Annotated in this window: 21 protein-coding genes and 1 pseudogene; 17 read left to right on the plus strand and 5 right to left on the minus strand. The window is 71.3% G+C overall.

Going from position 1 to position 23124, the window contains the following annotated elements; translation table 11 throughout:
• The 5 genes and pseudogenes from ABD823_RS17365 to ABD823_RS17385 all read left to right on the plus strand — a co-directional run.
• On the plus strand, nucleotides 1-227 hold a 227-nt coding region (locus ABD823_RS17365), incomplete at its 5' end, for a transposase (protein ID WP_344860771.1).
• Between the two features lie 26 nt (nucleotides 228-253).
• Nucleotides 254-628: a hypothetical protein gene (locus tag ABD823_RS17370; RefSeq protein ID WP_344860773.1), complete on the plus strand. Its 375-nt coding sequence runs from the start codon at nucleotides 254-256 to the stop codon at nucleotides 626-628.
• A 55-nt stretch (nucleotides 629-683) separates the two neighbouring features.
• Nucleotides 684-1466, plus strand: a pseudogene (locus ABD823_RS17375) (transposase family protein).
• Nucleotides 1467-1596: 130 nt separating this feature from the next.
• Nucleotides 1597-1953, plus strand: coding sequence for a helix-turn-helix domain-containing protein (locus tag ABD823_RS17380; RefSeq protein ID WP_344860775.1), 357 nt, complete (start codon nucleotides 1597-1599; stop codon nucleotides 1951-1953).
• Between the two features lie 246 nt (nucleotides 1954-2199).
• Nucleotides 2200-2766 (plus strand): hypothetical protein, encoded by a 567-nt coding sequence (locus tag ABD823_RS17385; RefSeq protein ID WP_344860777.1) that lies wholly within the window; start codon nucleotides 2200-2202, stop codon nucleotides 2764-2766.
• 82 nt (nucleotides 2767-2848) lie between these two features.
• On the opposite strand, the gene ABD823_RS17390 is transcribed toward ABD823_RS17385, so the two are convergent.
• The 3 genes from ABD823_RS17390 to ABD823_RS17400 all read right to left on the minus strand — a co-directional run bounded on the left by ABD823_RS17390 (nucleotide 2849) and on the right by ABD823_RS17400 (nucleotide 9339).
• Entirely contained in the window at nucleotides 2849-5869 is a 3021-nt protein-coding gene (locus ABD823_RS17390) for a sensor histidine kinase (RefSeq protein WP_344860779.1), read from the minus strand.
• 773 nt (nucleotides 5870-6642) lie between these two features.
• A complete protein-coding gene (locus ABD823_RS17395; protein WP_344860781.1) occupies nucleotides 6643-8706 on the minus strand; it encodes an ATP-binding protein in 2064 nt (687 codons plus the stop codon).
• 429 nt (nucleotides 8707-9135) lie between these two features.
• Nucleotides 9136-9339: a hypothetical protein gene (locus ABD823_RS17400; protein WP_344860783.1), complete on the minus strand. Its 204-nt coding sequence runs from the start codon at nucleotides 9337-9339 to the stop codon at nucleotides 9136-9138.
• Between the two features lie 359 nt (nucleotides 9340-9698).
• Here ABD823_RS17400 and ABD823_RS17405 point away from each other — a divergent pair, with 359 nt between their 5' ends.
• Entirely contained in the window at nucleotides 9699-10166 is a 468-nt protein-coding gene (locus tag ABD823_RS17405; RefSeq protein ID WP_344860785.1) for an RICIN domain-containing protein, read from the plus strand.
• A gap of 554 nt (nucleotides 10167-10720) precedes the next feature.
• On the opposite strand, the gene ABD823_RS17410 is transcribed toward ABD823_RS17405, so the two are convergent.
• On the minus strand, nucleotides 10721-12259 hold the full coding sequence (locus ABD823_RS17410) for a methyl-accepting chemotaxis protein (RefSeq protein ID WP_344860786.1): 1539 nt from the start codon (nucleotides 12257-12259) through the stop codon (nucleotides 10721-10723).
• Nucleotides 12260-12782: 523 nt separating this feature from the next.
• On the opposite strand from ABD823_RS17410, the gene ABD823_RS17415 reads away from it, so the two are divergent.
• From ABD823_RS17415 to ABD823_RS17445, 7 genes are all read left to right on the plus strand, one after another.
• On the plus strand, nucleotides 12783-13334 hold the full coding sequence (locus tag ABD823_RS17415) for a TetR/AcrR family transcriptional regulator (RefSeq protein ID WP_344860788.1): 552 nt from the start codon (nucleotides 12783-12785) through the stop codon (nucleotides 13332-13334).
• Nucleotides 13331-14812: an MFS transporter gene (locus ABD823_RS17420; RefSeq protein WP_344860791.1), complete on the plus strand. Its 1482-nt coding sequence runs from the start codon at nucleotides 13331-13333 to the stop codon at nucleotides 14810-14812. The genes ABD823_RS17415 and ABD823_RS17420 overlap by 4 nt, the downstream gene beginning before the upstream one ends.
• A gap of 292 nt (nucleotides 14813-15104) precedes the next feature.
• Nucleotides 15105-15695, plus strand: a complete 591-nt coding sequence (locus ABD823_RS17425; RefSeq protein WP_344860793.1) for a DinB family protein — start codon at nucleotides 15105-15107, stop codon at nucleotides 15693-15695.
• 545 nt (nucleotides 15696-16240) lie between these two features.
• Complete coding sequence (locus tag ABD823_RS17430; RefSeq protein WP_344860794.1) at nucleotides 16241-16534, plus strand: hypothetical protein; 294 nt, start codon at nucleotides 16241-16243, stop codon at nucleotides 16532-16534.
• Nucleotides 16535-16665: 131 nt separating this feature from the next.
• Complete coding sequence (locus ABD823_RS17435; protein WP_344860796.1) at nucleotides 16666-17427, plus strand: group II truncated hemoglobin; 762 nt, start codon at nucleotides 16666-16668, stop codon at nucleotides 17425-17427.
• Nucleotides 17428-17449: 22 nt separating this feature from the next.
• Nucleotides 17450-18610: a low temperature requirement protein A gene (locus tag ABD823_RS17440; RefSeq protein WP_344860798.1), complete on the plus strand. Its 1161-nt coding sequence runs from the start codon at nucleotides 17450-17452 to the stop codon at nucleotides 18608-18610.
• Between the two features lie 188 nt (nucleotides 18611-18798).
• Nucleotides 18799-19452: a Tn3 family transposase gene (locus tag ABD823_RS17445; RefSeq protein WP_344860799.1), complete on the plus strand. Its 654-nt coding sequence runs from the start codon at nucleotides 18799-18801 to the stop codon at nucleotides 19450-19452.
• 91 nt (nucleotides 19453-19543) lie between these two features.
• Here ABD823_RS17445 and ABD823_RS17450 read toward each other — a convergent pair whose 3' ends face one another.
• The gene (locus ABD823_RS17450) at nucleotides 19544-20128 is read right to left on the minus strand and encodes a TetR/AcrR family transcriptional regulator (protein ID WP_344860801.1); all 585 of its coding nucleotides are present in this window, start codon (nucleotides 20126-20128) and stop codon (nucleotides 19544-19546) included.
• Between the two features lie 253 nt (nucleotides 20129-20381).
• Between ABD823_RS17450 and ABD823_RS17455 the strand changes: the two genes are divergently transcribed.
• The 4 genes from ABD823_RS17455 (at nucleotide 20382) to ABD823_RS17470 (ending at nucleotide 22987) form a co-directional block, all read left to right on the plus strand.
• Nucleotides 20382-21527 carry an FAD-dependent oxidoreductase gene (locus tag ABD823_RS17455; RefSeq protein WP_344860802.1) on the plus strand — a complete coding sequence of 382 codons (1146 nt, stop codon included), beginning with the start codon at nucleotides 20382-20384 and terminating at the stop codon, nucleotides 21525-21527.
• Between the two features lie 201 nt (nucleotides 21528-21728).
• Nucleotides 21729-22292 (plus strand): recombinase family protein, encoded by a 564-nt coding sequence (locus ABD823_RS17460; protein WP_344860804.1) that lies wholly within the window; start codon nucleotides 21729-21731, stop codon nucleotides 22290-22292.
• Nucleotides 22293-22439: 147 nt separating this feature from the next.
• Nucleotides 22440-22802, plus strand: coding sequence for a hypothetical protein (locus ABD823_RS17465; protein ID WP_344860806.1), 363 nt, complete (start codon nucleotides 22440-22442; stop codon nucleotides 22800-22802).
• An 8-nt stretch (nucleotides 22803-22810) separates the two neighbouring features.
• Entirely contained in the window at nucleotides 22811-22987 is a 177-nt protein-coding gene (locus tag ABD823_RS17470; RefSeq protein WP_344860808.1) for a hypothetical protein, read from the plus strand.
• Nucleotides 22988-23124 lie beyond the last annotated feature (137 nt).

A 23124-nucleotide genomic window follows, 5' to 3' on the forward strand; every position in this document is an offset into this window, starting at 1 on the left:
TCGAGCTGTGCCGGCGCGGAGACCGTTCGATCGGCCAGGTGGCCAAGGACTTCGATCTGACCGAGACCGCGGTGCGCGACTGGATCCGCCAGGCCGAGGTCGATACCGGCCGACGTGACGGGCTGACCAGCGACGAGCGCGAGGAGTTGGCCGCGCTGCGGCAGGAGAACCGCCGCCTGCGCGAGGACGTCGACATCCTCAAACGGGCCACGGCTTTCTTCGCGTGAATGGTGCACAGATCGGGATCGCGCAGTTGTCCTTCCCCGCTTGGGACGCCCAGGCTCCGCTGCGGATCGGCGCGGCCATGGTCGGAGGCATCGACGAGGTCGCGGTCTACCAGCGGCCGCTGACAGCCGCCGGAGTCGCCGATCTGTTCGCGCAGCCCCAGGCGGCCCAGGCTGCGGCGCCGCCATCCATGCAGGTCCGTACCGCCCCCGCCACGAGGGCGAACGTCTCGTCCGCCACCCCCGACGGGGGCTTCTACAAGAAGATCGACCTCGACGATTGTCAGGCTCTGGACGACAACTACGACGGGGACACGGCGGACACCCACGTGACCTGGAACTCTTTTCAACCTGCCGGCGCTGGTCAGCGTGGGTGCAAGGGGAACTGGGTTGAGGTGAGATGAGGCTCCCGGTAAGACAGCAGTCGACCAAGATCCGATGCCCCGACCGGGAGCCTCGTTGCTGTCATACCGTGCCGCGATTCCGCTGCCGGCCGCACCCTTGTCCGCCTGGCTGAGCTGATCCGCGCCCACCGTGCCCAACGGCGCTCCCGCTGGCGCCGCCTCGGCCCCGGGCAGCAAGCCCTCTTGGTCCTGGCGCATCTACGCGGGCGGCGACACCTACGCCCGCTTGGTCGGCGGGTTCGCCATCGGCACCACCACCGCCTGGCGGTACGTGCGCGAGGCAGTCGACCTGGTCGCCGCTCTGGCCGACGACGTGCACACCGCCGCAGGCAAGGCCTCCCGCCTGGCCTACGCCATCCTGGACGGCACGCTCCTGCCGATCGACCGGCTCGCCGACGACAGGCCGTACTCCTCCGGCAAACACCACCGGCACGGGGTCAACATCCAGTTCCTCGCCGATCCGGCCGGCCGCCTGGTGTGGGCCTCACCCGCACTGCCCGGCGCGGTGCACGATCTGACCGCCGCCCGACAGGCCGGCCTGATCGACGCCCTCGCCATTGCCGGCGTCCAGGTCTTCGCCGACCGGGGATACCAGGGTGCGGGCGGCACGATCCGGACCCCGTTCAAGCGCCACCGGCACCGGCCGCGCCTGTCGCGCCACCAGAGGGCCGTCAACCGCTCCCACGCCCGCATCCGGGCGATCGGCGAACGCGCCGCCGCGACCCTGAAGGCATGGAAGGTACTGGTCCGGCTCCGCTGCTGCCCCCGCCGCGCCACCGCGATCGTCCAGGCCATCCTCGTCCTGCAGCTCATCGAAGAGGACCGCTACTCAGGATGAAAAATGCTCCTGGATGAAGGGAGAGTACGCTTTCGGCCAGCCCTGTGCTGCGTTCCTCAATCCGTATCGTGATCGCCCCCGGCCAACCATCATGACCAGGGGCATCCTGCACAGGAGGGAGGGATGAGGCATGCCGAAACTGCTGCGCGCCCGCCCGCCGCGAGACAGGCAGGAAGAACGCCAGGTCCGCAAGCTCGCCGGAGCCCGACACGCGCCCGGCGACTGGATCCAACACGCTCAGATCATCATGCTGAGCTGGGAAGGGATGCCCGGCCCGGCCATCGCCTCCCAGGTGGGCTGTCATCCGGAGACGGTGCACTGCCGCCTGCGCCGCGCAGGCACCGAGAGCCTGGACGGGCTCGGCGACCGCCCCGGAACCGGCCGCACGCATCACCCAGGCCGAGCGCTCGCCGCTCATCGCACTGGCCGAGAGCACCCCGCCGGGCAAGCTGCGCTGGCGCGCGTGGGGCGAACTGGAAGCCGATGACGAGGCCGAACCCGCGGTCTGGACCTTGGACACGCTGACCGATGCCGCCCCGATGGGGCATCGACACCCACCGCAGCCGGCTCCGTCGCGGTGCCAGACAGCTGCAAGCCGTTTCCCAGCACCGGCGCCTAACCTCTCTCCGGTCCCGTACCGGGTCCCGCGGGTCCGGGACGAGGCGCGGCACCGGCGGAGGAGATCTCGGATGGTCCGGGAGCGACCGCCCGGACACCGGCATGTGGAGGCCCTGTGAGCGACGTGTACTCCCCCGTTCCCGAGCTGAACCTGCTCAAAGAACTGCAGGACCGGCTCGGGGGCAAACCCTACTCCGGCGAGTTCGAGCTGATCGACTACGGTGACCTCCGTTATGTCAGCGGCCACGAGGACCCGGAGTTCCAGGAGCGGCTGATCCCCTTCGCGCGGGCCTGCGGCTCCGGTTCGTTCTACGCCCTGTGGCGGTGTGACGACCGGGAGGACCTGGCCACCCTGCCGGTCATCTTCTGCGGGGACGAGGGCGAGATCTTCATCGAGGCGTCCGACCTGCGCGACCTGTTCCGGCTCCTGGCTCTCGACGGCGCCCACCTCGACGGCGCCGAGCTCGAGGAGGAGGACCACAGCGACGGTCACCACGAGTACCTCGCCTGGCTGAACGAGCACTTCGGGCTGGCGCCGCCGCAGGACGCCGCCCCGATCCACGAGGCGGCGTTCCAGCGGTACGCCGGGCCCTTCGCCGAATGGTGGCTGCAGGTCGATCCGGACTACCACCCCACGGACGTCATCCTCAAGGAGCTGTCCTCCAGGTGGGCTCTTCTGTGAGCGCTTCTTCCCCCTGCCCGCCGACGCCGGTGCGACGGCCGAACCCGCTCCGCACGCGACGTCCTGACACGAGGGCGGCGACTCATCGTCCGCGCGTACCCGCCTCGTGGATTCGCTGCGGTGCCGACGGGTCGGCCGGCAGCCGCACGGTGAAGACGGTGCCGCCGCCCTCACCCGGTGCGGCGGTCACGGTGCCGCCGTGCGCCTCCACGATCGCCTTGGTGATGGCCAGACCCAGCCCGGTGCCCTTGATCCCGGCCGCCCGCGCGGTGGAGGCGCGGAAGAACCGGGTGAACAGCTGCTCGTACTGCTCGGCCGGGATGCCGATGCCGGTGTCGGCGACGGTCACCAGGACCGCTCTGTCCCGCTCGTGTCCGTCCGGTCGGCCTTCCCCCGTGCCGGTGTCGTGGTCGGCGGTGACGGTGACGGTGCCGCCGTCGGGCGTGTACTTGATCGCGTTGGACAGCAGGTTGTCCAGCACCTGGCGCAACCGGACCGGGTCGGCGTGCACGTGCAGGTGGTGGGTCAGCTCTGCCGTCAGGGTGATCCGCTTGGCCGCCGCTGCTGACTGGTGTTCGTCGACGGTCTGGCGGATCAGGCGGGTCAGCCATATCGGGCGCGCGTCCACGACCACCCGGCCGGCGTCCAGGCGGGCCAGGTCCAGCAGGTCGTCGACCAGGTGCTGCAGGTGCTCGCTCTTGCGGTCGATGACCTCGATGAAGGTGCGGTGTTCCTCGGGCAGGTCCGGGGCCTCTGCCAGCATCTCGGCGTAGCTGCGGATGATCCCGATGGGGTTGCGCAGCTCGTGGCTGGCCATCGCCATCAGGTCGTCCTTCATCGCGTCCAGCTGTCGCAGCCGGTCCATCTGCTGCCGCTGCTGATCGAGCAGGCGTTCGCGCTCTTCGGCGATCTGGCGGCGTTCGGTGATGTCGCTGGAGATGCCGTCGACCAGCAGCCGCTGCCCTTCGCGGCGGGGGGCACCGCGGCTCCAGATCCAGCGGGTGACGCCGTCCAGGCCGATGAGCCGGTACTCCAGCTGGGCCTGGTCACCGGTGATGAGCTCGGCGCAGTAGGCGCGGAAGGCGTCGTGGTCGTCGGGGTGGACGAAACGCAGCATGACGGCGATGAAGTCGTCGTCGGGATCGAGGCGCAGCCGTCCGCCGAACACGGTGGTGTGCTCGGTGTTGACGTAGATCGGACGGGCCGTGCCGTCGGGGCGGACCTCGACGGTCCAGGCCTTGTCGGTGAGCTGGTTGATGATCCGGTCGAACTGGCGGCGGCTCTCGGCCAGGGCGACGGTGAGCTCTTCGGCGCGGCGGCGCTCCATGTAGCGGCCCACGTGCGCGCACACCCCGTCCAGCAGCTCGACCAGGTCGTCGTCGGGCGGTTGGGGGTGGTCGGTGGCGAAGAGCAGCACACCCAGCACGTGGTCGCCGCTGCGCACCGGCAGGGCCAGGGTGCAGCGCAGGCCGGCCTCCAGCGCGGCCGGCTTGCGGGAGAACTCGTAAGGATCGCTCGCCAGGTCGGCGATCCAGATCGGCTCGCCGCGCTCCCAGGCCAGTCCGGGCAGGGCCTTGCCGCGGGGGAAGACGATTGACCGGTCGCCGGTGAAAGCCGACAGGTCCCGGCCGGGCCTGCTCCAGGAGCCGATCCGGGTGATAACTCTCTGGTCCTCCTCAACCTGCCAGTACTCGCCGCAGGTCCAGTCCAGCGCGTCGGTGACGGCGGCGACCACGCCGTCGGCGGCCTCCTGGCTGGAGGCGGCGTCGGCCAGCACCTGGGCCGCGGCGTGCTGGGCCGAGCGCAGCACCTCGGCCCGATGCCGGTCGGTGATGTCGTGCAGGGTCACCACCGCGCCCAGGCGCCGCCCGCCGGGGGCATCGATCGGCCGGCCGTTGACGGTGAACCGGCGCGCGGCGGCACCGGGCGGCCGCATGACGATCTGCTGGCCGTCGACGTGCTCGCCGGCCAGGGCCCGCGCCAGCGGCACGCGGGCTCCGCGCAGCGGCGTGCGCCCGTCGGCGGCCAGCAGCCCGAATGCCTCGCCCAGTTCCAGGACGTGCAGGTCGCGTTCCTGCGCGCGGGTCTGGCGCAGAGGTTGGTTGACGAAGATCATCCGACCCTCGCCGTCGCAGGCGCCGACCCGCACGTCCAGGCTGTCCACCAGCGCCCGCCAGAACACGGGCTGGTCTTCGAGCCGGCGCCGGTCCTCGTGGCGGTCGCCGATGTCGCGCAGCACCACATGGCATTGCGTCCTGCCGTCTTCGGTGCGGGCCTGTGCGACCAGTTCGGCGGGAAACTCCCGCCCTGAGCGGTCGGCGCAGGTCAGCTCCGACCGGTGCACCTGCTGGGCCGGAGCGTCGTCGCCCACCCGGTGCAGGAGCCGCTCGCAGTCTGCGCGCAGCCGCTCGGGGCTGATCAACTCACTGAGGGGAAGGCCGACGGCCTCGGCCGCCGCCCGGCCGAACAGGCGCGCCGCTGCGCTGTTCCACACCGTCACCGCCCCGGCGGCATCCAGGCGGGCGATCGGCTCCGGCACGCGGTCGAGCACCGCCTGCGCGCCCTCTCTCTGCTCGGGCGGCCCGGATGGTCCGGGTGGTTCGGCCCTATCCAGCCGCACCGCGATCTCGGCTTCGGCCAGCGCGGCCAGGTCCTCCAGCATGACCAGTTGCTCGTCGCTCCACTGCCGAGGCTCGGCGTCGATCACGCATAGCGCGCCGAGTACCTGGCCGGGGCCGGCCCGCAGCGGCATCCCGGCATACGAGGTCAGCTGCCCGCTTCCGGGGGCCTCGATCTCGCGCCGGCGCGCATCGGCGCGGGCGTCAGGCACGGTCAGCGGCGCGCCGGTGGCCACGATGTGCCGGCACAGGGACTGCGGCAGGGGTGCCTGCTCGTGGCGGTCGGGTTCGTCGGGTCCGGCCGCGCTGATGACGACCTGGCGGTCAGCGTCGATCAGCGACACCATCGCCGTCTGCACGTGCAGACATTGGACCGCCAGCCGCGTCACCCGGTCCAGCAGCGGCGCCTCGTCCGCTTCCAGCAGGCCGGTTGCGCGCAGCGCCCGCAGCCGCCGGGCGTCGTGGATGTGATCTGTCGTGGCCACGGATCTCATCTCCCCCGAAATCCTCCGTCCCCGTATCCGGGGCTACCAGCCACGTTACGCAGGCCGCGCACGGCAGCGGCCCCGCCCGCCCGGGCTCGCCTATGCGACCCGGCACGTTCAACGGCCACGGTGGACCACACGAAGCGTCCTGCCGCCAGAATCCGGACCGGCCCTCCTCGGGGACCGTCAGGTTCGATAGGGCCACCGCCCCGAGGCGGGCCCTCGGCTTACTCGGCCTCTCCCGCCCCGGGTTCCCGCGACCGGATCAGCGCCGGCCTGGCAGGGTGAAGCCTGCCCAGCGGCCGGGATCGCAGCGCGGCGATCAGCGCCCGCATGTTCTCGCGCCAGTTCACAAGAACGATGAGTGCCCCTGGTGATCGTGATGACCGTTTGCAGTCTCGATACGGGGAGGTTTCCAGGCCTTTCCTGGGGCGACGCCTGATCCCTGAGAGCACTCAGTGACTTTTAGTGATACTTTGGCACGCAATGATCACTCTCGGTTGGCCATCGTCTGCCGAGACAAGCCGGTCACCCGGTCTGCCGCGCGGCAAGACAGCGTCAGAGGTGAAGATCCGGGAGGTGCCGTGGCCGAGACCGACAACGAAGGCAGACTACGCAGCCGAGTGGCCGTGTTCCTCGCCCCGGTGGTGTGGCTGCTGCTGGTGGCGCTCGCGGCGGGAACGTGGGCATGAGCCGGCTCGTTCCTGCGGACCGTCGAGAAAGAGGGAATGATTCAGCGCACATCGCCCCGCCCGGTGGTTACGCCTACCCGATCAGCCGGTTCGGCCCGGGGCCGGGGCGTCGGCGGAGGGCAGGGTGAAGACGAACCGCGCGCCCCCGCCGGGGTTGTCCTCGGCCCGGATCGTGCCGCCGTGCCGTTCGACGATGCGCTTGCAGATGGCCAGGCCGAGCCCGCTGCCGGTGTACGGGCCGCTCGCGTGGGCGCGGCGGAAGTTCTCGAAGATCGCCTCGTGCTGGCCTGGGGGGATGCCGATGCCGCGGTCGGCGATCTCGACGCGCACCCATCCGGGCCGCTCGCGCGTGGAGGTGACGGTGAGGTGCGGCCGTCGGTCCGGGACGGTGTACTTGATGGCGTTGCCGATCAGGTTGTCCAGCAGCTGGCGCAGCAGCGCCCGGTCGGCCCGGACCGCGTCCAGCTCACCGATGTCGAACACCGGTGCCTGCCCGGTCCCGTCGTGCGGGAGGTCGCCGCGGGCCGCGGCGCCCTCCCGCACGACGGATGCGAGATCGACCGGCTCGGGGGTCAGCGGCGCGTCCCGCGCGGTGGCATGGGCCAGCAGATCGTCGATCAGTTCCCGCATCTGGGTGGCGGCCCGCTGGATGCGGGCGATACCGTCGGCCAGCTCGCCGGTCACCTCGCTCGCGGGCTCGGCCTGGAGGGCGTCGGCCAGGAGCTGCGCCCAGGCGCTGACGGTGGTCAGCGGGTTGCGCAGGTCGTGGGCCACGATCCCGGCGAAGGCCGTCAGCTCGTCGCGGTGGCGCCGCTCGGCGGTGACGTCGTGGAAGACCACGACCGCCGCTCGATCGCAGGTGGGCAGCCGGGTGGCGCTGATGCTGAGCAGGCGCTCCTCGCGTCCGCCGGGACAGACCAGCGCGTCCATGTCGCGTACCTCGTGCCCGGCCAGGGCCAGCATGTACGGCATCTGCTGCCGGCCGATGGGCGTGCCGTCGGGGTGGAGCAGCCCGTGGTCCTCGAGGGTGGTCGAGGCGGCGACGTCCGCTCCCAGCAGGCGCCGGGCGGCCGGGTTGCTCATGACGACGCGCCCGTCGGCGTCGATGACCACCAGTCCGTCGTGCATCGCCTCGACGATCGCCGACAGCATCCCGGCCTGCGCGGCGATCTCCTTTTCCGCGGCGATCCGCTGTTCGGCCAGCGTCTCACGCTCGTCACGGCCGAGGGCCAGCGCCAGGCCGATCACGGCGGTCATGCCGACGAACACCTGCGCCACCAGCGCCCGGGCGACTGGGGAGTCCACGGCGGCGAACGGACCGCCGCCGTAGGCGGTGAAGACGACGGCAGCGGTGCCGGTGATCAGGGTGTGCAGAGCGGTGAAGGTGGTGCCGAAGCGTACGGCGGCCCACACCGTCACGCTCATCACCAGGAATGTCAGCGGCAGATCGCGCACGATCCAGAACGTCGCGGTGTAGGCCGCGACCGAAGTCACCGCCAGGACGCAGAACTCGGCGATGCGCCGGTCGGGGGCGCGGACCAGCCTTTCGCGGACCGCTTGCCGGGCCGTCGTCGGCCGCGTCAGGACACCGGGCCGGCGCTCGGACAAGCGCCCCAGGCGCAGGCCCAGTGCCGTGATCACCACGATGCTGACGCAGTTGCGCGCCAGCCACACCGCGGCCGACACCGCCGACCACCGGCCGTCGAACGCCGCCAGCGCGGCCGGACCGATGAGCGCGCCGACCCCTGCCCCGGCGAGTGTGGCCGCCAGCAATCCCCACAGGTGCTGGACCCGCTCGAAGCCGCCCCAGCCCGGGGCACCCCATGCCAGCGGGCACGAGCGGGCGAACACGTACAGGAAGATCAGCAGCTGCACGACGTTGGCCGCGGCGAGGGCTGCGCTCAGTTGCAGGCCCGCCTCGGTCACCAGGTTGCCCACGAGTGAGATCGCCCCCAGGAGCGTCACGTCCAGCCACCCAGACCGTTCATGCCGCTGAGCCAGTAGCCACACCGCCCCCACCCCGGCGGCCGGCCACATCAACCCCAGCTCCGTCCCGCCGATCAGATCCATCCGGCCGGCGAGCACCGCGGCGGCGTACAGCACGGCGAACGCCGCCGTGCGGCGCAGCGCCGCTCTGCTAGGCATTCGCACGGTGCTGCCGCACCGGGTTCTGGACAGGGACGGGTAAGGAGCGCTGCCGCCTCGGCGGCGCGATCGCTGAATGTGTCATCACTGTGGGCACCGGCACCGTATCTCATCTCCTGCGGGCAGACACCGCCTGCTTTCGGTGTACCCCGGCCGTGCCCGGCGGCCGAGGGGAGATCCGCGCCCGCTGCCGGCAGGGGCGGGCCAGGGACCGGACCGGGACGCGCCGCAGGCCGCGGTCGCGGCCGTCCAAGCGCAGGCGTTCACCGGCCCTCATACGGGCCGGTGGCCGCAAGGCCGGGGCTGCGAGCGGCCGGCAGGCGGTGTCGCGTTGCACGCCCTGGCTGTGGCGCGCCAGCACGGTCTCGCGGGTGTCACAGCCGTTGCCCTGGGCGGCCCGGCGCGGGAAGCGCTCGCGGTTGTAGCCGGTCATGGCCGGGGCGCGGCCATGGTGAGGGCGGCCAGGCGGGTGCGGGCGGGGGGTTCGGCGGACGGGGTGGACAGATCGGCCGGGGCGGCCGCGGTCGCCGGCGCCCGTGGTGAGGCCAGGGTCGGCGGGGCGGCCACCGGCAGGCAGGCGGCCAGGACGAAGGCGGATGCGAGGACGGCGGGGCGCCACAGGCGAGGAACCATGCCCCCACCCCTATCAGGAGCTCCTGCATTCAGTAGCAAAATTCGACGAATGTGTCACTCAAGGTGAAATCGCTCCCGCCTTCCCCGCAGGAAGGGCGGGACCTGTCGAGTGGGCGGCAGGAGCGGGTCTACCCGCGAAGAGGGATCGACTGTCCCATTGACCAGGTGTTGACGAGTGGTGTTCGGACGTTTACTTTCGGTGATGCAGGCGGAAAACGGTTATCTTTCCCCGATCATCCGCCCGGCCGCGAACGTCACAGGGCCCGTTTCGTTCCCGACCACCGGCCGCCCCGGCAGGCACGGACGCGGCCTGCGGCGCCACCCCCGCATCCCCGCTTCCCCCGTGAAAGGAGCCCCCCATGCCGCTCGTCAGCGCTCTGCCCACCGGATCGGTGATGATGGTCCACCACGTCACCGGCACCTACTTCATGTGCAACGACTACCACGACAACGTCGGCAACCACGTCCAGACCTGGGCCCAGGACCCCTTCGCCGACGCCACCAGCCACCGCTGGAGCCTCGTGCGCAACCCCGACGGCACCGTCGTCATCCGCTCCGCCGCCCACGGCCACGCCCTGAGCGCCGGCGCCAACCCCGCCGACGTGGTGACCCTGAAGGAGGGCAACGACAGCCTGCACCAGAACTGGCGTTTTGAGCCCGTCGACGTCAGCGGCGACAGCTACGTCATCGCCTCGGTCGTCCACCCCAGCTACGCCCTGTCCATCGCCTCCCGGCTGCAGGCCAACGACCAGCTCATCGGCCTGACCCGCATGTGGGGCGGCCCGAGCCTGTCACAGGTCTGGAAGGTCTTCCCTCAGGGATCATGACCGGCTGACCTGCCGGGCGGGTGACGAGCAGTCCCGGTCACCCGCCCGGCAGGGTTCCGCCCGCCCCGCGGGCACGGGTAGCGTCCCGGCCCGCACTCGCCCTACCTGGCTGCTGATCTGCAACTCCCGCCGTGCAGCTCGATGATCTCCCCAGCGATGGGCAGGCCGATGCCGGTCCCGCCGATCCCCTGCTCCTCGGCCTGCGGCGCCCGGTAGAAGTCGGAGGGCCCAGCAGCCCCGCATCGGCCCGTACGCTCACCTCCTGCTCGGGAACGTGCACGGTCACGGTGTGGCCGCAGGCCGCGGCGCTCGCGGCGACGTCGGCGGCCGCCCGGCGCACCAGCGCGCCCAGCTCGACGCCGCATGGGCGGAAGGTGGCGGTGCGGGCCGTCACCAGCAGCTCATCCAGCAGAGCCGGCAACCGGCCGCTCCCTCGCCGGGCCTCGGTCGCTGGCCTTGACCGCCGGGCGCGCCGACGGCTCGGGCAGGCCCCATTCCCGAACGCGACAGGTCCCCGGCCCGCACCGCACCCCGGGCCGGGGACAGCGAGTCGCTCAGGTCAGGCGGAAGCGGGTGACCAGTCCGGTGAGCTCGGCCGACATCGCCGCCAGTGCCTCCGCGGCCTGGCGGGAGGCCGTCACGCCCTCGGTGGTGTCCTGGGCGGCGTCAGCGACCGCGGTCAGGCCGCCGGCGATGTCGCCCACGCCCTGGGCGGCGTTGGAGACGCTGCGGCTGATCTCGCCGGTGGTGGCGGTCTGCTCCTCCACCGCGGCGGCGATCGTGGTCTGGTAGCTGCTGATTCTGCCGATGACGGCCGAGATCGCGTCGATCGCGGTCACCGCGGCGTCGGTGTCGCCCTGGATGGCGTCGATGCGGGCGGCGATGTCCTCGGTGGCCTTGGCGGTCGCCTGGGCCAGGTCCTTGACCTCGCCGGCGACCACGGCGAAGCCCTTGCCGGCCTCGCCGGCGCGGGCGGCCTCGATGGTGGCGTTGAGGGCCAGCAGGTTGGTCTGCTCGGCGATCGAGGTGATCACTTTGAGGATGTCGCCGATCTCGGCCGAGGAGGTGCCCAGTTTGCCGACCACGGCCGTGGCCTGCTCGGCGGAGGTGACCGCCTCGGAGGCGACGCTCGCGGCGTCGGAGGCGCTCGCGGAGATCTCCCGGATGGAGGCACCCATCTGCTCGGAGGCCGCGGCCAGGGCGTTGACGTTCTCGGTGACCGCGCCCGCGGCCTCGCGAGCCTGGGCGGCCTGGGTGGCGGTGCCGTCGGCGGTGTCGCCGAGCCGGTCGCTGACGGTCTCCAGCTCGCGGGAGGAGGCACCCAGGGAGGCGGCACTGGTGTGGATGACGCCGATGGTCTCGCGCATGCTGTCGGTGGCGCGGGACAGGGCGGCGGCCATGGTGCCGACCTCATCGCGGCGTTCGACTTCGGCGCGCTGGGTCAGATCCCCCTGGGAGAGCGAGTCCAGTACGGCGGTGACGCGGCGCAGCGGGCCGACGATGCTGCGGGCGACCAGCCAGGCCAGGCCGAGGCCGGCGGCCAGGCCGGCACCGCCGATGACGCCGACGCGGGTGGCGATGCTTGTGACGGCGTCGTGGGCGTCGGCGGCGTTGGCCGCGGCGGCTTTGGCCTGGGCGGCGCGCAGGTCGGTGAAGCCTTGGTCGATGCGCTCGTTGAGCTTGGCGGCCTCGTTGAAGCCGTCCCAGAAGGCGTTCAGGTCGTGGGCGTCGGCGGCGGGCATGATCCGCTCGTCGCGGATCTTGACGTAGGCGGCCCAGTCGGCGTACAGGCGGTCCGAGGCGGCCTTGTCCGCCGTCATCGGCGTGAAGGCTTCGGCGTGCTTCGCGATGGCGGCATCCAGCTTGCGGATGTCGGCCGCGTTGGTCGTGCGGTGCTCGGCGTCCGACATGTAGTAGTTGAGCACCAGGTTGCGTACCTGCAGCACGTCGCTGTGCAGCCGCGCCAGCGTCTCGATCGGCTGCACGCCGCCGGTGTAGATGGCCGAGGCATCCTCATCGGCGGCGCTGAGGCCGTTGACGCTGACGGTCAGGACGAGAAGGCAGGCGGCAGCCATCGCCGTGACAGCGGCCATGATCTTGGCGGTGAGCGGCAGGTCACGGCAGCGAGCGGCCAGCGACCGCCGCGCGATCTGTGCGGGTGCGGATGAAGCTGCAAAAGAGGACATGGCGGTCCTTCACGGTCCCGGTAGCGGCGCCTCCTTCATCGACTGGCACGAGGTGAGGTTGAGTAATCCGCTCGGCAGAAGCCGGAAGTGCTGAGGGGCCGGTTCTCGGTACCCCTTCCCAGGGGGGCGTGGCCGGAGGGGGAGGCGGTGAACGCGGCCGCCGACCGGTCGGCGAGTACGGGAAGCGCGCCGCCGGCACCCCGGGGCGGGGCGGATCCGTAGCCGTCGCGGCCCGCCCGTCAAGCCCGCTCCCTCACCGGGGCTCGACCGGTGGGCTTGACCGCCGGGACCGCTGGCGGCCGACCGCGGCTTCGGGCGTGGCACGGCGGAGGCGGGCAACCCCTGCTGGGCACCGGAGTGTGCGCACGACCGCCTCGCCCACCGGCATAGGATGAGACAAATATGTCTCATATAAGACGGTGATGCATCAATGGCGGTGAGTCGCGAACAGATCATCACGGCGGCGATCCGGCACCTCAACGCCGCTCCCGGCGCCTCCATGGCGGAGATCGCCGCAGCCTCCGGCATCAGCCGGGCGACCCTGCACCGGCACTTCGCCAGCCGGGACGACCTGGTGACCGTGCTGGGTCGGCGGGCGCTGGAGGACTGGGAACGCGTTCAACGGGAGGCGGGCATCGCCGAGGCGGCGGCCTCCGCTGACCGGGCCCGCCTGCAGGAGGCTCTCCAGGCCCTGCTGTACGGCGAGGTCGCCATCTGCCACGAGCACGGCTTCCTGCTCACCGAGCAGACGCTGCCGCCCGAGCTGCTGCGCCGCTCCGACGAGATCGAAGAACGCGAGGTGGAGTTCCTGGCCGCCTGCCAGCGGGCCGGACTGGTCCGCGCCGACCTGCCGGTGCGATGGGTCAGCTCCGTCGTCTTCGGCCTGCTCGTGGCGGTCGGTGAAAGCGTGCGCCGGGGTGATGTGGCGCAGCGGGACGTGCCGCGGCTGTTCCTCGACACCTTCCTGAAGGGGATCTCATGACATCGACGGTGACCGCGCCTCCCACGCCCCCCGGCAGGCGCTGGGCCGGCCTGGGGGTCCTGTCGGCCAGCCTGCTGCTGGTCGTCATGGACATGACCATCCTCAACGTGGCCCTGCCCGAGATCTCCGCGGAGCTTCGGCCCGGCTCCGTCGAACTGCTGTGGATGGTCGACGTCTACTCCCTGGTCGTGGCAGGCCTGCTGGTCACGGTCAGCGCGCTGGGCGACCGGTGGGGCCGCAGGAAGACGCTGCTCACCGGATTCGCGCTGTTCGGCCTGGCCTCGGCCGCCGTGGTGGTCGCCGACAGCGCCGCCGACGTGATCGCCATCAGGGCGCTGCTGGGCATCGGCGGTGCGATGATCATGCCGTCCACCCTGTCGATGATCCGCACGCTGTTCACCGACGCCCGCGAGCGGGCCACCGCCCTGGGCGTCTGGGCGGCGATGGCCTCGCTCGGCGGCGCGCTGGGCCCGATCATCGGCGGCCTGTTGCTGGAGAACTTCAGCTGGCACGCGGCCTTCCTGGTCAACGTCCCGGTCATGGTGGTCGCCGTCGTGGCCGGACTGATCCTGCTGCCCGAGTCCCGCAACCCGAACCCCGGGCGCTGGGACGCCGCAGGCGCGGTGCTGTCGGTGGCGGGGATGACCGCCCTGGCGTACGCGATCAAGCACGGGGCCGAGGAGGGCCTGGACGCCCGGACGGCCGTCACCGCGACGGTCGCGGTGGTGGCACTCGCCTGGTTCACGCGGCGCTGCCTGCGCCGAAAGGATCCGCTGCTGGACCTGCGGCTGTTCCGCAACGGGGCGTTCACCTCCGGCACGATCGCGGCGCTGACCACGTCGATCGCGATGGCCGCGCTGGCGCTGCTCCTCGCCCAGTGGATGCAGCTGGTGCAGGGCTACTCGCCGCTGGAGACGGGAGTGCGGCTGCTGCCGATGGCCGTCGGCGCGGGCGTCTGCTCGCCGCTCGCCCCCGCCCTGGCCGCACGGATCGGCGCGCGGGCGGTGCTGTCCGGCGGGCTGCTCGTGTCCGGTGCGGGCTTCGCCGCGATGTATGTGCTGCCGCTGGGCTACGCCTCGGTCGCGGTGGCGCTGCTGCTCGTCGGCGCGGGCATGGGCGCGCTGGCGATCGCGTCCGCCGTGATCATGTCGGGTTCGCCCGCGGACAAGGCGGGCAGTGCCGCCGCGATCGAGGAGACCAGCTACGAGGTGGGCGGCACCCTCGGAGTCGCGGTGCTGGGCAGTGTGGCCGCCGCGCTGTACCGCAGCCGGGTGCCCGCGGGCACGCCGGAGTCACTCGGGACCGCGCTGGAGGCCGCGGCCGCGGCGCGGGACGCGGCGCTCGCGCTCCAGGCGCAGCAGGCGTTCAGCGATTCGCTGGTGCTGACCAGCGGCTGCGGTGCGGTGCTGATGGTGATCGCGGCGGCGCTGGTGTGGTGGCGCACTCCGGCCGGCCTGGACCTGACAGCCGCCCACTGACGGGGGCGAGCCGGCTCCCACCCCGTTTCGCCCGATCCTCGCAGGGCTCGGGCCGGGGAGGACGGCGGCGCCTGCCCTTGCTGCCCTTGGCCTCGGCGGCTCGCAGTCCGTCGTAGGTCCGCTCGCGCTGGAGTTCGCCGGCGGCGAGGGTCTGCACCGTGGACTTCACGGAGGCGGTGCCGCCCGTGAGCGTGAACGACGGCGGCCATGGCCGGGCCTCGGCTCTGCCAGCCGTTGCGGACCATGTACGGGATCTTGAGACCGCGAGCAGCCCATGGCAGGCTCATGCCGCATGATCGATGAATTCGCGAAAGACACCCTGCACGGGAGACTGCGGCGGGACCGCAAGGCGCTGCTCTGGAAACTCGACGGCTTGTCCGAATACGACGCCCGCCGACCTCTGACAGCGACCGGGACCAACCTCCTCGGCCTGGTCAAGCACATGGCCACCGTCGAGGCCAGGTACTTCGGCGAGGTCTTCGGCCGCCCTTGCCCGGAACCGCTGCCCCGGTGGCAGGACTCCGACGGCAGCGATCTGTGGGCGACCGAGGACGAGACCCGCGAACAGATCATCGGATTCTACCGGCGCACCTGGGAACACTCGGACGCGACGATCAACGAGCTTCCCCTCGACGCCCCCGGCCACGTGCCGTGGTGGCCGGAGTCAACGCCAGCCTGGCACACGAACCTGTTCGCCATCATGCTCCACGTCCTCAGCGAGTCCGTCCGGCATGCCGGACACGCCGACATCCTGCGCGAGGGCCTCGACGGCCGGACCGGGTTGCGCGCCGAACACGAGAATCCAATCGACGAGGAAGCCCGCGCCGCCTACCGCGCGAAGATCGAGCAGGCCGCCAGGTCGGCCGCACCAATCAAGGCTTAGTCAGACATACCAGACAGGATGACATCAGCTCCCCTACCGGCGCTTGCGATTTCCGAGCACCCCGGCCACCTGATATGCCCGCGTCACCACCAGGCGGGGGCTACAGTCCACGCCCCGTCGTCCTCGTCCAGCGCGGGCGGCGCCAGGGTCGCGCAGCGGGCGCAGGGCGCCGGCGGCCGGGGTCGAGGGGGACCGCTGCAGGCGGCGCGCGATCTCGGCATAGGGCGGTCCCGCGGCGATCTGCCGGCGCTCCCTGCTGGCCGGTCTCGCTCCGGGCAGCGGTGCCCCTGCCTCCGGCCGGGCCTGGTGGGTCTGTCGGCGGACAGCGTGCGTCCTCCCATGAAGCAATGCAACGCGTCAGGAGTTTCTCATTGCATTACCCGGCAATCCCATGCAACGAATTCATGGTCACTTCCAGTAGAAACGTGATTGCTTTGCGGAAGATGCATTTACATATCCGAGTATGCAACGTAGCTTTTCCGGTGTAGCGAAGATCAGCAACGGGGTGGCGGACGACCCCCCGGCCCCGTCCCCGAGGAGATCCCATGACCGCCGTCAGCCTGCACGTGGCCGGCCGGATCGAAGTGCACCGCCTGGTGCACCGCGCGGCGACCGGGGACGGCTACCCCGGCATGCCGCCGGGCGTCTCCGCGGTCACCCGGCCGTGCGGCACCGCCGTCTACGGCCACGGCGGCCTGATCGCCGGGACCTGGTCCTACCTGTACGGCACCCGCGACGGCGGCCTGATCGCCGTGCAGAACGTCAACGGCGACCGGGGCGCGCCGTTTCCGGACCCGTCCGCCGACGTCCTCGACGCGGCGTTCCGTCCCGTCGCGTGACCGCACGGGAGACCTCCGGCAGGTCGGTGTCGGCCTGTGGCCCCGGCGAGAGGCCACCGTTTCTATTACATGATTACAGTATTACCTATAGGCTCACACGAAGATCGAGATCAGCCACAGCGAGGAATCCCATGATCGTCGAATACATCCGCTACCGCATCCCTGGTGAACGCCAGGCGGAGTTCGAGGAGGCCTACCGCAGGGCGGCCCGCTTCCTGGCCGGTGCGCCGCAGTGCGCGGACTACGAGCTCAGCCGGTGCGCGGACGATCCCGCCTGCTACACCCTGCGGATCACCTGGACCTCGGCCAAGGACCACCTGGAGGGATTCAGAGGCGGGGAGCTGTTCCCCGCCTTCCTGGCGGAGATCCGGCCCTACGTCGGGATGATCGAGGAGATGCGCCACTACGAGCCGACCGCGGTGCGTGGCACCGGCGCCGCCGTCCCCACCCTGTACGAGTGGGCCGGCGGCACCGAGGCGCTGGAACGCCTCACCGAGCGCTTCTACGAGACGGTCCTGGCCGACGAGCTGGTCGGGCCGCTGTTCGCCCACATGGACCCCGAGCACCCCCGGTACGTGGCCATGTGGCTGGCGGAGGTGTTCGGCGGCCCGGCCCGCTACACCGGCGAGCGCGGCGGCTACCCGCACATGCTGCGCATGCACCTCGGCAGGGCGATCACCGAGGCCCAGCGCCGCCGCTGGGTGAACCTGCTGGCCGACGCCGCCGACGCGGTCGGCCTGCCGGACGACCCCGAGTTCCGCGCCGCGTTCATGGGCTACATCGAATGGGGCACCCGCCTGGCCCTGGCCAACTCCCAGCCCGGCGCCACCCCCATGGAGCAGGCCCCGGTACCGCACTGGGGCTGGGGCGTCGCTCCGCCGTACCGAGGCTGAGACACCCACGGAAAGGACGGCCATGGCCGGCATTCTCCGACCGCGCGGCCACACCGCCAAGGTCGTGCCCATCGAGCTCTTCTTCGACCTCGTCTACGTGTTCGCCGTCACCCAGCTGTCCCACCTCCTGCTGAACCATCTGGGGGCGGCCGGGGCGGCGCAGACGCTGCTGCTGACGCTGGCGGTGTGGTGGGCCTGGATGTACGCCACCTGGACCACGAACTACCTGGACCCCGACCACCCCGCCATGCGGTCGGCGCTGGCCGCCATGATGCTGGCCGGGCTGGCCATGGCCGCCGCCCTGCCCCAGGCGTTCGGCCCGCGCGCCCTGTGGTTCGCCGTCGCGTACGTCGTCCTGCAGGTGGGCCGATCGCTGGTGGCGGTGCTCGCGGCCCGCCACGAACCCATCGGATACACCTTCCGGCTCATCCTCGGCTGGCACGTGATCAGCGCCGTACTGTGGATCGCCGGTGCGCTCGCCGGCGGGGCGGGCCAGACGGCGCTGTGGGTGGCGGCGCTGGGGGTGGAGTACGCCGCGCCCTGGCACGGCTACCGGCTGCCGTTCCTGCCCCGGGCCACCACTGCCGACTGGGCGATCGACGGCGCCCACATGGCCGAGCGCTGCCAGCTCTTCGTCATCCTCGCCCTCGGGGAGTCCATCCTGCTCACCGGTCTGACGCTGGCCGAGGGCGATCACCTGTCCGCCGCGACGGTGGCCGCGTTCGCCGTGGCGTTCCTCACCAGCGTGGCGATGTGGTGGACCTACTTCGACCGCTCAGCGGAGGCCGCCGCCGAGAAGGTGGCCGAATCGGACGACACCGGGCGTCTCGGCCGGTCGGCCTACACCTACGGCCACATCCCCATCGTGGCCGGGATCATCGTCGCGGCCGTGGGCGACGAACTGGCGATCGCGCACCCGCTCGGCCCCGTCACGGCTGGCACCGCCCTCACCGTCCTGGGCGGCCCCGCGCTGTTCCTGGCCGGGCACGCGGTGTTCCAACGCGTCGTGTCCGGCCGGATGCCGGCGGGCAAGCTCGTCGCCATCGCCGTGCTCGCCGCCGCCGCGCCGGTCGTCCTGGCGGCACCGTCGCTCGTGCCGCCGCTCGCCCTGGCCGTCCTGGCGGCGGCGGTCGTCGGCGGCGCCGCGCTCTGGGACTCCTCCCGATCGGCACGTCCCGCCTGAGCAGGGCGCGGTCAGCGGGTATCCGCTCCGGGGATGGGGATGCCGGCGGCACGGCGCCGTACGCGGCAATCCGCAGGGTGCTCTTGTCCTGACCGGAAGGGGTGACGGACATGGTGGTGTTCTCCTTGAAATCTGTCATGTCCGGGTCGGCGTCGTGCCTCCACCCTGACCCGGGCTCAACTCCAACCGTGATCCATCTCACTGGACGCCGACCGCGAGCACGGCCCTGTCGTCCGGCAGCCCTCGGCTCCCGGTCGGCGACCTCCGCCCCCGCGGACGCGGGGATCCTCGACCGGCTGGACGAGAGCGCGAGCCGCTGGCACGCGCTGGCCGTCGGCCAATCGCTCACCCTGGACTGGCCCTGGCCGGAACGGCGCGACGGTCACCCCACCGCGCTCGGCGAGGCGATCGCCTCCTACGGCCGGATCTTCAAGACCTTGCACATCCTGGCGTTCATCGACGTCGACGAGACCTACCGGCGCGACATCAAGGACATCCGCAACCTCCAGGAGAACCGCCACTCCCTGGCCCGCAAGATCTGCCACGGCAAGAAGGGCGAGCTCTACCACCGCTACGAGCGCGGCCTGGAGAACCAGCTCGGCGCACTCGGCCTGGTCCTGAACTGCGTCACGCTCTGGGACACGGTCTACCTGGACGCCGCCGTGCGCCGGCTCAAAGCCCAGGGATATGTGGTCCGAACCGAGGACATGGCCCGGCTGTCGCCGTTCGTCCACTCCCACCTGGGCGTCCACGGTACCTACACCTTCGCCCTGCCCGACCTGGCCCCCGGCGCCATCCGCGACCTACGCAATCCCGACGCCGAGCAGGACGACGAGATCTGACCGGTCCCGCCCGCGGGTTGGCGGGGTCTGCGCGAAGCCTGCCGCCCGGAGCGAGCGGTCGGTGGGCATGGTCGCGTGGTGATGCCACCCGTCAGCCGGTGATGGGCGGGCGCCAGCCGTGGGTCAGAATGTCGAAGATCGTCTCGACGGCGGCCCGGGGGTCGTGGCGGCCGCGGGCGAGGGCGGGGATGTCCAGCACGTAGCGAGCGAGAGCGGCGCAGGCGAGGTCATCGTGGTCGGCGCCGAAGGCGTCGGCGATGGCCGCGGCGAGGGCTTTGGTGTGCCGGGTCCACATGCGCTCGGCGTAGGCACGCAGTTCGGGTGTGGAGTCCACCAGGTGGGTGAACTCGGCTCGCTGGGGGTGGGTCTCGATGCGGATCCAGGTGTCCAGGACATGCCGGCGGAGGGCGTCGAGGACACTCTGGCCGGGCGTGCGCCGCGCGACCGCGGCGATGAGCTGTGCCTCACGGTCCTGATCCTCGTCGAAGACGAGTGCTTCCTTGCCGGTGAAGTGCTTGAACACCGTGGTGGTCGACACGTCCGCGGCATCGGCGATGTCACGGATGCTCACCTGGTCGTAGCCCCGCTCAAGGAAGAGCCGCAGGGCCGCATCGGCGATCGCTTGCCGCGTGGCCGCCTTCTTGCGCTCGCGGCGGCTGATGGAAGACACAGTCATGGATGAAGCATATCCAATGACGGCACCATGCAAATTATGCACTAAGTAACTTAGTTGACTCGTTTCACTTTTGGGCTTAATCTCGTCAACGTCACAAGGCCCCAGGTCGGCGGCGCATCCTTCCAGGCCGGCGTAGCACCCGCCCATCACAGGCTTCGTCGTCCATCTGCCTGCGTGCCCGCGAGATCTGGACGTGAGCGTCCGGCCCGCCTGCCGCAGACCCTCAACCACCACTGATCACAAGGAAACAGCCATGGCTTCTCCCGCACCCCGCCACGCCCGTATCAGCGTCATCGGCGCCGGACCGGGCGGCCTGACCTGCGCCCGCATCCTGCAACGGCACGGCCTGGCGGCCACCGTCTACGACCGCGACGCCGGCCCGGACGCCCGCGACCAGGGCGGCACCCTGGACCTGCGCGCCGACGACGGCCAGGTCGCGCTGCGCGAGGCCGGCCTGCTGGAGGCGTTCTTCGACCTGGCCCGCCCCGAAGGGCAGGAGATGCGCCAGATGAACCCCGACGGCCGGCTCCTGTTCCACCACGTCCCCGGCGACGGCGACCTGTTCAAGCCGGAGATCGACCGCGGCCGGCTGCGCACCCTCCTGCTGGACTCCCTCCAGCCGGGGACGGTGCAGTGGGGCCGCGCCCTCACCACGATCAGCGGGCCCGCCGACGGCCCCCGCCTGCTGCATTTCGCCGACGGCGGCACCGTCGAGACCGACCTGGTCATCGGCGCCGACGGCGCCTTCTCCCGGGTCCGCCCCGCCGTCTCCCCGGCCGTCCCCCACTACAGCGGAGTGAGCTTCCTGGAGGCATGGTTCTCCGACGTCGACCGACGCCACCCCGACATCGCCGACCTCGTCGGCCAAGGCGGCGCCGCCGCGGCCGACGGTGAACGCGGCCTGTTCGCCCAGCGCAACAGCGGCGACCACATCCGCGTCTACATCATCCAGCGCACCCCCGCCGACTGGATCACCCAGAACGGGCTGACCATCGACGACACCGACGCCATCCGCGCCCTGCTCCTCAAGCAGTACGCACACTGGTCCCCCAGCCTGCGCCGCTTGATCAGCGACAACGACGGACCCTACGTCGACCGCCCCATCCACGCCCTGCCCGCACCCCACACCTGGGCGCACAACCCGACCGTCACCCTCCTCGGCGACGCCGCCCACCTCATGCCCCCGCTCGGCGTCGGCGTCAACCTCGCCATGCTCGACGCCGGCGAACTCGCCCTCGCCCTCGCCGGCGCCCCCACCATCGACGACGCCATCCGCGCCTACGAGCACACCATGCTTCCCCGCTCCACCGAGACGGCCCAACTCCTGGAAGGCGGCGCCGAACACCTGCTGTCCGACGAACTCCCCGACTTCGCCCGCGACGGCGACCTCCAGCCCTGACGCTTCGCCCTGGGTGCGGAATACGGCAGGAAGGCATCGCGGGGTGGGCGGGTGTTCGTTTAACGAACGTCTGACGAACGCCGGCGGGAGTACGCCCGGATGAGCCGCCACGTCTCGTCAAAGCGTTCATCTTGCCGTTCATGTTCCGGTAGCGTTCAGCTACCTCTCGCGACACGTTTGATGAACGCAGGGCGCTCTTCGATGGCGCTCATCGGCCTGGTCCGGGTCAGCACCGACAAGCAGAACACCCAGCGCCAGCACGACGCTCTGGACCCCATCTGCTGGAAGGTCGTCGAGGAGAAGATCAGCGGCAAGCTCGCCACCGATGACCGGCCCGCACTACTGCAGGCGCTGTCCCACATCCGCGACGGCGACCTGCTGTGCGTCCAGGAGGTCGACCGCCTCGGCCGCAACCTCCTCGAAGGGCTCATCGTCCTCAACGACCTGTTCCAGCGCGGCGTCGGCGTCAAGGCGCTGGAGGGCATCGCGGCCGGCGAGCACACCGAACGCTCCCTGATCCTCGACCTGGCCCTGGCCCTGGCCGAAGACCGCCGCCGCGACATCGTCCGCAGGACCGAGGACGGCCTGGAGGCAGCCCGCCGCCGCGGCCGCGTCGGCGGTCGCCGGCCCGTGGTCGACGACGACAAACGCGCCGCCATCCTCGCCCGCCGCCAGCGCGGAGAATCCATCCGCACCATCGCCGCCGGCGTCAAAGTCTCCATCGGCGTCGTCCACAAGACCCTCGCAGGCGCCAAGGACTCATAAGCCGATCCGGCGGCCACCCGTATCAGAACGGCCAGTGACGCTAAGCCGGGCCTGCCGGGCTCCTTAACGTGACCGGCCGTTCGGTGGCTGCTCAACCCCCGTGTCGGCCCTGTCCATCTCACCGGGCAGGACATCAGCGGCGCGACCGTGTTCCGCCTGGCCACCGCCCATCCCGAGGACGTGCTCAGCCTCACCGCCATCGAGATGGGCCTGCCCGGGTTCGGCCTGGAAGCGCTGGCCGACGTCACCCACGGCGGCGCCTGGCACATCGGAGTCCTCGCTGCGCCCGGCATCCCGGAGCTGTTGCTCACCGACCGTGAACACGAGTTCTTCGGAGAGCACGCGTTCCCATCCATGACCGCGACCCCGGGCGCGTTCACCGAGACCGACATCGAGGAGTTCGCCCGTACCTATTCACGTCCTGACGGCTGGCGCGGCGCGATCGGCCTCTACCGGTCGATGCTGAGCGAGGGCACCGCGATCCAGGCCCTCCGCAACAGCCCGGGCTGAAAGCACCCGTGCTCGCGGTCGGCGCCGGCGGCGGCCCCTTCACGGCCGACACCATGTCGCGTGCCGCGTCGACGGAAATCCGGTCCGTGCAGCTCGACGGCGTGGGTCACTACGCAGCGATGGAGGCCCCAGAGGTGCTGGCCAAAGCGATCCTCGAGTTCGTCGCGAGCGTCGGGGCTGCCTGACAGCGGGAGATGCACCGGGCGGGCCGTTGTCGAGCAGGAGATTCCCATATTGCCGGCTCAGCAGCAACATGGCACCGAGCACATCGCTGCCTGGCTCAGTGGGCCATGGACGATGAAGCGTATCTCGTGGACTTCCG

Source organism: Planomonospora alba, from assembly GCF_039534085.1.
In the GTDB taxonomy this organism is placed as follows: Bacteria; Actinomycetota; Actinomycetes; order Streptosporangiales; family Streptosporangiaceae; genus Planomonospora_B; species Planomonospora_B alba.

What these genes read in the sequence shown, in the direction of transcription:
- ABD823_RS17380 (WP_344860775.1), top strand. Translation starts at nt 1,597, where the DNA reads ATGCCGAAACTGCTGCGCGCCCGCCCGCCGCGAGACAGGCAGGAAGAA.
- ABD823_RS17395 (WP_344860781.1), bottom strand. Translation starts at nt 8,706, where the DNA reads ATGCCTAGCAGAGCGGCGCTGCGCCGCACGGCGGCGTTCGCCGTGCTG.
- ABD823_RS17400 (WP_344860783.1), bottom strand. Translation starts at nt 9,339, where the DNA reads ATGGTTCCTCGCCTGTGGCGCCCCGCCGTCCTCGCATCCGCCTTCGTC.
- ABD823_RS17405 (WP_344860785.1), top strand. Translation starts at nt 9,699, where the DNA reads ATGCCGCTCGTCAGCGCTCTGCCCACCGGATCGGTGATGATGGTCCAC.
- ABD823_RS17410 (WP_344860786.1), bottom strand. Translation starts at nt 12,259, where the DNA reads ATGGCCGCTGTCACGGCGATGGCTGCCGCCTGCCTTCTCGTCCTGACC.
- ABD823_RS17415 (WP_344860788.1), top strand. Translation starts at nt 12,783, where the DNA reads ATGGCGGTGAGTCGCGAACAGATCATCACGGCGGCGATCCGGCACCTC.
- ABD823_RS17420 (WP_344860791.1), top strand. Translation starts at nt 13,331, where the DNA reads ATGACATCGACGGTGACCGCGCCTCCCACGCCCCCCGGCAGGCGCTGG.
- ABD823_RS17425 (WP_344860793.1), top strand. Translation starts at nt 15,105, where the DNA reads ATGATCGATGAATTCGCGAAAGACACCCTGCACGGGAGACTGCGGCGG.
- ABD823_RS17430 (WP_344860794.1), top strand. Translation starts at nt 16,241, where the DNA reads ATGACCGCCGTCAGCCTGCACGTGGCCGGCCGGATCGAAGTGCACCGC.
- ABD823_RS17435 (WP_344860796.1), top strand. Translation starts at nt 16,666, where the DNA reads ATGATCGTCGAATACATCCGCTACCGCATCCCTGGTGAACGCCAGGCG.
- ABD823_RS17440 (WP_344860798.1), top strand. Translation starts at nt 17,450, where the DNA reads ATGGCCGGCATTCTCCGACCGCGCGGCCACACCGCCAAGGTCGTGCCC.
- ABD823_RS17450 (WP_344860801.1), bottom strand. Translation starts at nt 20,128, where the DNA reads ATGACTGTGTCTTCCATCAGCCGCCGCGAGCGCAAGAAGGCGGCCACG.
- ABD823_RS17455 (WP_344860802.1), top strand. Translation starts at nt 20,382, where the DNA reads ATGGCTTCTCCCGCACCCCGCCACGCCCGTATCAGCGTCATCGGCGCC.
- ABD823_RS17460 (WP_344860804.1), top strand. Translation starts at nt 21,729, where the DNA reads ATGGCGCTCATCGGCCTGGTCCGGGTCAGCACCGACAAGCAGAACACC.